Origin of the sequence: Rhodococcus sp. P14 (assembly GCF_000256505.1) — a bacterium.
GTDB classification, from domain to species: domain Bacteria; phylum Actinomycetota; class Actinomycetes; order Mycobacteriales; family Mycobacteriaceae; genus Rhodococcus; species Rhodococcus ruber.
In genome coordinates this window covers 25,197-33,275 of the sequence record NZ_AJFC01000229.1, presented here as the reverse complement: position 1 = coordinate 33,275, position 8,079 = coordinate 25,197, and the positions used below count along the sequence as shown (strand labels likewise).

The 8,079-nt window shown below is 71.4% G+C and carries 5 protein-coding genes; 1 reads left to right on the top strand and 4 read right to left on the bottom strand.

Annotation, left to right across the window (positions count from 1 at the left end):
* Positions 1–30 precede the first annotated feature (30 nt).
* From tgt to OEY_RS0116065, 3 genes are all read right to left on the bottom strand, one after another.
* Positions 31–1,296 (bottom strand): tRNA guanosine(34) transglycosylase Tgt, encoded by a 1,266-nt coding sequence (gene tgt / locus OEY_RS0116080; protein ID WP_010594871.1) that lies wholly within the window; start codon positions 1,294–1,296, stop codon positions 31–33.
* A 25-nt stretch (positions 1,297–1,321) separates the two neighbouring features.
* Positions 1,322–2,554, bottom strand: a complete 1,233-nt coding sequence (locus OEY_RS0116075; protein ID WP_051009387.1) for an MFS transporter — start codon at positions 2,552–2,554, stop codon at positions 1,322–1,324.
* A 741-nt stretch (positions 2,555–3,295) separates the two neighbouring features.
* Positions 3,296–4,198, bottom strand: a complete 903-nt coding sequence (locus tag OEY_RS0116065) for an amidohydrolase family protein (RefSeq protein WP_155621887.1) — start codon at positions 4,196–4,198, stop codon at positions 3,296–3,298.
* Between the two features lie 316 nt (positions 4,199–4,514).
* Here OEY_RS0116065 and OEY_RS0116060 point away from each other — a divergent pair, with 316 nt between their 5' ends.
* Positions 4,515–5,018 (top strand): DUF6448 family protein, encoded by a 504-nt coding sequence (locus OEY_RS0116060; RefSeq protein ID WP_010594868.1) that lies wholly within the window; start codon positions 4,515–4,517, stop codon positions 5,016–5,018.
* Between the two features lie 253 nt (positions 5,019–5,271).
* On the opposite strand, the gene OEY_RS0116050 is transcribed toward OEY_RS0116060, so the two are convergent.
* Entirely contained in the window at positions 5,272–7,995 is a 2,724-nt protein-coding gene (locus OEY_RS0116050) for a cation-translocating P-type ATPase (protein WP_010594867.1), read from the bottom strand.
* Positions 7,996–8,079: the final 84 nt, after the last annotated feature.

The window sequence follows — 8,079 nt, the reverse complement described above, 5'->3', positions numbered from 1 at the left end:
GCCGGCCGCCGCGGCCCGCCGGGTCCTCGCTCACCGCCGCGCGTAGAACCGGCCCAGGGTCTCGGCCTTGTGCTCCTCGAAGTATCCGCCGTCGACGGCGGCGCGGATGTCGTCGACGAGCCGCACCGTGAACCGCTCGTTGTGGATGGTGCACAACGTGGACGCCAGCATCTCCTTGGCCTTGAACAGGTGATGGATGTACGCGCGCGTGTAGTGGCGGCAGGTGTAGCAGTCGCAGTCCTCGTCGATGGGGGTGAAGTCGCGGCGGAACCGGCTGGTGTTGATGTTGAACCGGCCGTCCGGGTGGTAGATGGCCGCGTTGCGCGCCACCCGGGACGGGTTCACGCAGTCGAACGTGTCGACGCCGTGCTCGATCGCGACGAACATGTCGTCGGGTTCGCTGATGCCGAGCAGGTGCCGCGGCTTGTGCTCGGGCAGTTCCTCGGTGCACCACCGGACGATGGTGCCGAGGTTCTGCTTCTCGAGGGCGCCGCCGATGCCGTAGCCGTCGAAGCCGCGGCCCGACTCGCCGACGACCGATTCGAGACCGCGGCACGCCTGCCGGCGCAGGTCCTCGTACTGCGCACCCTGCACCACCCCGAACAGCGCCTGGTACGGACGGTGGGCGCGTTGCGCCGTGAGCTTCTCGTGCTCGGCGATGCACCGCACCGCCCACGCCTGGGTCCGCTCGACGGACCGCTCCTGGTAGCCGCGGGTGTTCATCAGGGTGGTCAGCTCGTCGAACGCGAAGATGATGTCGGCGCCGAGCTGATGCTGGATGCGCATCGACGCCTCGGGCGTGAACCGATGCCGGGAGCCGTCGAGGTGGGACTTGAAGGTGACGCCGTCGTCGTCGACGTGCGCGAGCCGCTCCTTGCCTTCGGCGATGACGTCGTCGGACTGCACGCCCACGGCGTCCATCGCCAGGACCTTCTTGAAGCCGACCCCGAGGGACATCACCTGGAATCCGCCGCTGTCGGTGAAGGTGGGCCCGTCCCAGTTCATGAACTTGCCGAGCCCACCGGCCTCGTCGACGATGTCCGATCCGGGCTGCAGATACAGGTGGTAGGCGTTGGCGAGCAGCGCCTGCGCCCCGAGTTCCTTCATCGCCTCGGGCAGGACCGCCTTGACCGTCGCCTTGGTACCCACACCGACGAACGCCGGGGTGTGGATGTCACCGTGCGGGGTGTGGATCGTGCCGGTGCGTCCGAGTCCGTTGTCGAGCCGGGTACCGACGGTGAAGAACGGGTCGGGCGGGGTGGGCACGGCGGAAGCGGTGGTGCTGGGGTCGGTCACGTCGGTATCCAATCACGAGGTCCGGTCACGGCGCCGACGGCAGTCGCACGGCGAGGGCGAGGACGGCGACCCCGCCGAGCGCGAGCACCGCACCCACGGCGGCCGGCGCGGTGTAGCCGAAACCCGCGGCGATCACCGCGCCCCCGATCCAGGCGCCGAACGCGTTCGCGAGGTTGAACGCCGCGTGGTTGAGCGACGCGGCCAGGGTCTGGGCGTCCTCCGCGACGTCCATGAGCCGGATCTGCAGACCCGGCCCGACCGCGGCGCAACCCGCGCCGAGGAGGAACACCATCGCCAGGGCCGTGTACGGGTTGTGCGCGGCCGCGACGAACACGGCCAGCAGCACCGCCAGCGTCGTCATGGTCGTGAAGATGCCCGGCACCAGGGCCCGGTCGGCGACGCGGCCGCCGACCACGTTGCCGAGCACCATGCCGAGCCCGAAGAGCATCAGGGCGACCGGGACCAGCGCCTTCGACACTCCGGCGACGTCGGTCAGGGTGGTGCTGATGTAGGTGTAGACGGCGAACACGCCGCCGAAGCCGATCATCGCGACCGCGAGCGTCATCCACACCTGCCCGCGCCGCAGCGCGCCGAGTTCGGTCCTCACGCTGGTGGTGCGGATCGCCAGGGCGGGCACCCACGCGGCGATCGCGGCGACGGTGACCGTGCCGATCACCGCCACCAGTGCGAACGCGGAGCGCCAGCCCAGCGCCATGCCGAGCCACGACGCGACCGGCACGCCCACGACGTTCGCCACCGACAGGCCCATCATCACCAGCGCCACCGCCCGGGCGCGCTGCCCGCGGCCGGCCAGATGCGCGGCGACGAGGGCGGCGACCCCGAAGTACGCGCCGTGCGGCAGCCCGGCGACGAACCGGGAGGCGACGAGCAGTCCGTAACTCGGCGCGAGCACCGTCGCCGCGTTGCCGACGGTGAAGGCGATCATGAGCGCGATCAGCAGCGCCTTGCGCGGCAACCGGGCAGTGAGCGCCGCGATCAACGGCGCACCGACGACGACACCGGCGGCGTACGCCGACACGACGTGCCCGGCGGTGGGTTCGGATACCCCGAGGCCGGTCGCGATGTCGGGCAGCAGGCCCATCGCGACGAACTCGGTGGTCCCGATGCCGAATCCGCCGAGGGCGAGCGCCCACATCGCCCGGGCCCGCCGCGGCCGGGCGTCCGGTGTCGTGGCGGCCGCGGGGGCGGCCACCGGTGCTGCGGAGGCAGGTGGGCATGCGGATGCCGTCGTCGTCATGAGCGGGAACCTTCGAATAGTGCGGGATGCGCTGGATCGTGTCGGCGTGCGAAACCAGCCGAGTCTCCATTCTCGTGCACACGCCGAGCCGACCTCGAATCGGGAGGACGTGAGTTCGGCCACCCCGGCACGAGCCGCGCCGGCGAGGGAGCGGTCCACGACCTGCCGCGCCCGAGACGACGTCCACAGCTCGCGCCGCGATCCGGCCGCCGCACCCGCAGCGGCGATAACCAGTCCCATTCTGCGGCAGTTGCTTTCGGAGACCACCACGACCGGCACAGGCGACGGGGTTCACCGGTCCGCGCCGGCCGTTCGGATGCACGCGGCCGGAGCGCCCCGCCGGCGATCCGGTACCGGTTCGCCGGGCGCGCACGTGCGAATGCCGACGTCCGGAGAATTCGTGTCGCTCGTCACCTCGTGGACGCGATCGGCACCGGAGCCGAGGACCGTACCCGCACGAATCTTCCTGCGCGACAACGCTACTTCGACCCCACCGAGACTCCCGGAGTGCAGACGCCGGTCTCCGTCAGCAGACCCGGCGCCACCGCGACGGCGCCCGCGTCGTCGCCGTGATCGTGCTCCGCCCGGCAGCCACGAACGCAGCCACACTTCGTGGTGGTCGTCCACGACCGGGCGCGGGGACCAGCGCTGCCGCTCGTCGAATCGCACGAGCGCCGTCGAGCCCCGGGATCGTTCGCGATCCGCAGGGCGAGGGCCGGGCGCGGCGACAGATCGTCCGTGTCAACGGGTCTGCGCAGGCACCATCGCGAAGAAGCGCGCCGGGTTGTCCGTCCGCAGGCGCATGCCGGCGGCACCGCCGAGCACCAGGGGCCGCGCGTAGGGCCGCTCGGAGCCGAGCAGCACCCGGTCCTCACCCAGACGCGCGGTCACCGCCGCGACGACCTCCCGCCCGTACGACGACGTCTCCACATAGACCCCGGCCCCGGGGATGCCGCCGGGACCGCCGCGCATCGCCATCCGATCGGCATGCAGCGGGGCCAGGCCGGCGAGCATCGCGAACAGGACCCGCAGCGCCGGGAACCGGCGCGACCCGAACTCGTGCCAGGCGAACCAGGCGGCGTGCATCTGGGTCACGTACGACACCATCGCCGGCCACCACGGCGGAGCGCCGGGCGCGGCGGCCGGACCGGGATGCACGAACAGCGGCTTGTGTGCCCGCTCGAGTTCCGCCAGCAGCGGCGCGCACCGGTCGAAGCCCGCCGAGTCGGCCAGGGCCGTCGCCGGCAGCTGCAGACCCACGCAGCCGGCCGCGAGGACCTCACGCAGTGTCTCCGGGTCGGGTTCGGCGAGACCGGCTGCGGCCCACACACCGAACCGGTCTGGCAGGCTCAACGCCCCCTCGTGATACGCGTCGAGCAGCGGCCGGGACTCCTCGGCGGGCAGCTCCTCGATCCCGAGCGGGCTCGACAGCGACACCAGCGCCAGATCGATCCCGTCCCGGACCGCGAGGGCCGTCCGCGCGGCGACCGAATGATCTGCGGGGTCGACCCGGTACGGCGGCTCGCCCGGCAGGTGCAGCACCCAGCCGTCGAGCCGGGGCGGCGCACTGCGCGCCCGGAGGGCGTCGACGAAGGACGCCGGCCACACATGTTGATGCACGTCGACGCGGGGACGTCGCCTCATGCGTCCACGTTCGCCGCCGCGCGCCCCCGTGTCAACCGTCGTTCGCATCCCGGCGATGAACCCGGACGGCGCGAGGCCCGGTGGCCACCCCCCGCGGCCCGGACCCGCCACGCCGTACGTACTGTATGTACGGTGTCGGCCCGGACCTTGCCCGGCGCGATCGACCCGCACGCCTCCGCCCGGACCCCGCCGAGGCGCTCGCGGCCCCTGCTGGACGTGTGCCCCTTCGACGCGGACACCCCACGGCACTAGCCTGGGACCGAGCGTGTTCGCCGATCGTCGGAAGGAGCACTCCGTGCCTCCGCATTGCGATTCCATGGACGGCCCCGTCGTCAAGGCCGCCGAGGCGGCGCTGGGCGACGACAACGTCGAGCTGATCCTGCCGTTCGTTCCCCTCGAAGCCGAGGACGAGGTGCGCACGGCGTTCGAACGGGCGACAGCCGCGCGCGCGGAGGGTCCGATCGCCCACGAGGTGGCCGATCTCTACTTCTTCGACACCGTGGTCCGGCTGCACCGCGCGGGCGAGGGTGCCTCGTTCACCGGCGTGAAGCCTGCGGGCGGCGACGTCGGCCCTGTGATCCCGTTGGCCGAGCGCGCGATCGAGACCGGCTCGATCGAGAAGCTCTACGCCTTCCTGTCCGCCGAACTGCACCGGCAGTTGCAAGCGCGCCTGGAACGGATCGTCGCCCTGGCCGACGCCGTGACCACCGCGGAGCGGCGGGAGTACACCGAGGCGATGCTCGGCTTCCAGGTGTACAGCCATCACCTCTACAAGAGCATGCACAGGGATCCGCACGAGGGCGGGCACCCACACGGCTGATCCGGGCGCCGCCCCGACGGCCTCCCGTGACGCCCTCACCTCGACATGTGATGCCGTCACATCGACATGTGTGAGGCCGTCACATCGGCATGTGTGAGGCCGTCACATCGGCATCATGTGATGCATCGGCATTCCTGGCATCAGCATGTGGTGCATGTGCATCATCAGCATGTGCATCATCTGCATCAAGCCCATGTCCATCGTTCCCACCTCCGCGTTCTGCGGTGCTCGTCGGAGGGCGACACCACTTCCACTATGCGCCCGACCGGGCGTGCGCGTCACCACGCCGGCGCCGCAGGCTCCGCCCGGTGGCCTTGACGAGTTCGTCCACCCACAGCACCGAAGATCCGACGCCGACGGCGAGCGCCCATTGCTGCGAGGTGAGCGCGGTGGTGTCGAAGAAGCCCTGCAGGAAGGCCGTCTGGACCACGCAGACCTGCAGGACGACCACCACGACGAGCGCGATCCAGATGCTGTGGTTGGTGAGGGTCTGCAGAGAGAACACCGAGCCGAGCTCCGAACGGACGTTGAGCAGGTTGAACACCTGGAAGAAGACGAACGTGGTGAACGCGAGGGTGGTGGCGAACAGCGGATCGCCGGCGCTCTCGGGGAACCACTGCGGCGCGTAGTGCAGCACTGCGACGGTTCCGGCGGTCATGACGATGCCCAGCCCCAGGATGCGACGGAGCCGGTCGCGGCTGAGCAGACGCTCGTGTGCCGGCCGCGGCGGCCGGGACATGGTGCCCGGCTCGGTGGGGTCGACGCCGAGGGCGAGGGCCGGCGGACCGTCCATGATGATGTTGACCCACAGGATCTGCAGGGCGGTGAACGGTGCGCCCCCGGCCAGTCCGAGCGCCCCGGAGACGAGGAAGATCAGCACGAACCCCCACGCCGTGGTCAGCTGGAACTTCACGAACTTGACGATGTTGGCGTAGATGCCGCGGCCTTCCTCGACCGCGGCGACGATGGTCGCGAAGTTGTCGTCGGTGAGGATCATGTCGGCCGCGCTCTTGGACACGTCGGTGCCGGTGATTCCCATGGCGACGCCGATGTCGGCCTGCTCGAGGGCCGGCGCGTCGTTGACGCCGTCGCCGGTCATGGCGACGACCTCGCCGTTCGCCTGCAGCGCCTTGACGACCCGGATCTTGTGCTCCGGCGCGACGCGAGCCAGCACCCCGAAATCTGCTGCCCGGGAGCGCAACTCGTCGTCGTTCAGGGCATCGAGATCGGCGCCGGTGGCCGCGGCACCACCGATGCCCAGCCGGCCGGCGATCGCCGACGCGGTCACGAGGTGGTCGCCGGTGATCATGTGCACCTCGATGCCGGCGGCATGGGCCACCTCGATGGCCCGCTCGGCCTCCGTCCGCGGCGGATCGACGATGCCGACCACGGCGTAGAGGGTCAGGTCGGACACCGCACGCTGCAGTGCCTCCGCGTCGCCCCGCGGCACCGCGTGCAGGTCCCGGCCGGCGATCATCAGGGTGCGCAACCCCTCGGCGGCGAGCGACTGCACCGCCGAGCGGAGGCGCTCGCGGCGACGGTCGTCGAGCGGGACGGGGCCGTCCCCGTCGAGCATCGCGGTGGCCCGGTCGAGCAGTGCACCGGGAGCGCCCTTGGCGAAGCACCGGGACCCGCCGTCGGGCAGGGCGTGGAAGGTCGCCATGTACTTGTAGGCGGAGTCGAACGGCACCTCCGCCAGCCGCGGCACCGCGAGCCGCGCCCCCTCGACGTCGATGCCGCCCTTCTCGGCGAGCACCACCAGCGCGCCCTCGGTGGGATCACCGACGAGCACCCCGTCGCGGACGACGGCGTCGTTGCACAGGGCCATCCCGAGCAGCGGCGCGGTCAGGTCCGGGGGCGGCAGCCCGTCGCCGACGAGGATCTTGCCGTCGGTTTCGTATCCGGTTCCGGTGACGCGGAAGCTGCGGCCGCGGGCCAGCAGCCGCTGCACCGTCATCTCGTTGAGGGTGAGGGTGCCGGTCTTGTCGGTGGCGATGTGGGTGGTGCTGCCCAGGGTCTCGACGGCGGCGAGCCGTTTGACGATGGCGCCGCGGGCGGCGAGCCGCGACGCCCCCATCGCGAGGGTGAACGCGACGACCGCGGTCAGCCCCTCGGGGATGGTGGCGACGGCGAGCGAGACGGCGGTGATCAGCAGGTCGGACCACGACTGTCCGCGCAGCAGGCCGAGCACGAACACGACGGCGACGACGGTGAGCGCGACGATGGTGAGGGTCTTGGCGAGCTGGTCGATGCGGCGCTGCAACGGGGTCTTCTCCACCCCCGCGGTACCGAGCAGGGTGGCGATCGCGCCGATCTCGGTCTGCATCCCGGTGGCCGTGACCACCATCGCGCCCCGCCCGCGGGTGATCTCGGTGTTCATGAAGAGCATGTCGGCGCGGTCGCCCAGCGGGGCCTGCTCGTCGTCGACGGGTTCGACGGTCTTGTCGACGGGATGGGACTCACCGGTGAGCGCGGACTCGGCGACCTGCAACCGTGCCGCCGTGACGACCCGGCCGTCGGCGGGCACGGAGTCGCCGGCCTCGAGGAGCACGACGTCGCCGGGCACCAGTTCGGTGCGCGGCAGGTGCTGTTCGCGGCCGTCGCGGCGGACCCGCGCGGTGTCGACGGCCATCTGCCGCAGCGCCTGCAGGCTGTTCTCGGCCCGTCGCTCCTGCACGTAGTTCAGGACCGTGTTGAGGGTGATGACGGCGAGGATGACCACGGGGGTCTCCCATTCGCGTGAGACCACGGCGCTCACCACGGCGGCGGCGACGAGGACGAGGGTCATCCGGTCGGCGAGCAGGGCGAGCACCTTGCGCCAGCCGGGCACGGCTGCCGCCTCGACGAGGGCGTTGGGCCCGTGCTCGAGCCGGCGCTCCTCGACCTCACCGGTGGACAGTCCCACCGCGGGGTCGACGTCGAGGGCCGCCGCGACGGCGTCGGCGTCGCGGGTGTGCCACGTGGTGGCCAGGGTCATCTCGCACGCTCCTCGGTGAGGTCGGGCGGCTCCCACGCTATCGATGTGACGGATGCCGCGCGATTCGACACACGATCCGCCTGT

Excerpts from the sequence above, each read along its gene's own strand:
- OEY_RS0116065 (WP_155621887.1), bottom strand. The coding sequence starts at position 4,198 with ATGAGGCGACGTCCCCGCGTCGACGTGCATCAACATGTGTGGCCGGCG.
- OEY_RS0116075 (WP_051009387.1), bottom strand. The coding sequence starts at position 2,554 with ATGACGACGACGGCATCCGCATGCCCACCTGCCTCCGCAGCACCGGTG.
- OEY_RS0116050 (WP_010594867.1), bottom strand. The coding sequence starts at position 7,995 with ATGACCCTGGCCACCACGTGGCACACCCGCGACGCCGACGCCGTCGCG.
- OEY_RS0116060 (WP_010594868.1), top strand. The coding sequence starts at position 4,515 with ATGGACGGCCCCGTCGTCAAGGCCGCCGAGGCGGCGCTGGGCGACGAC.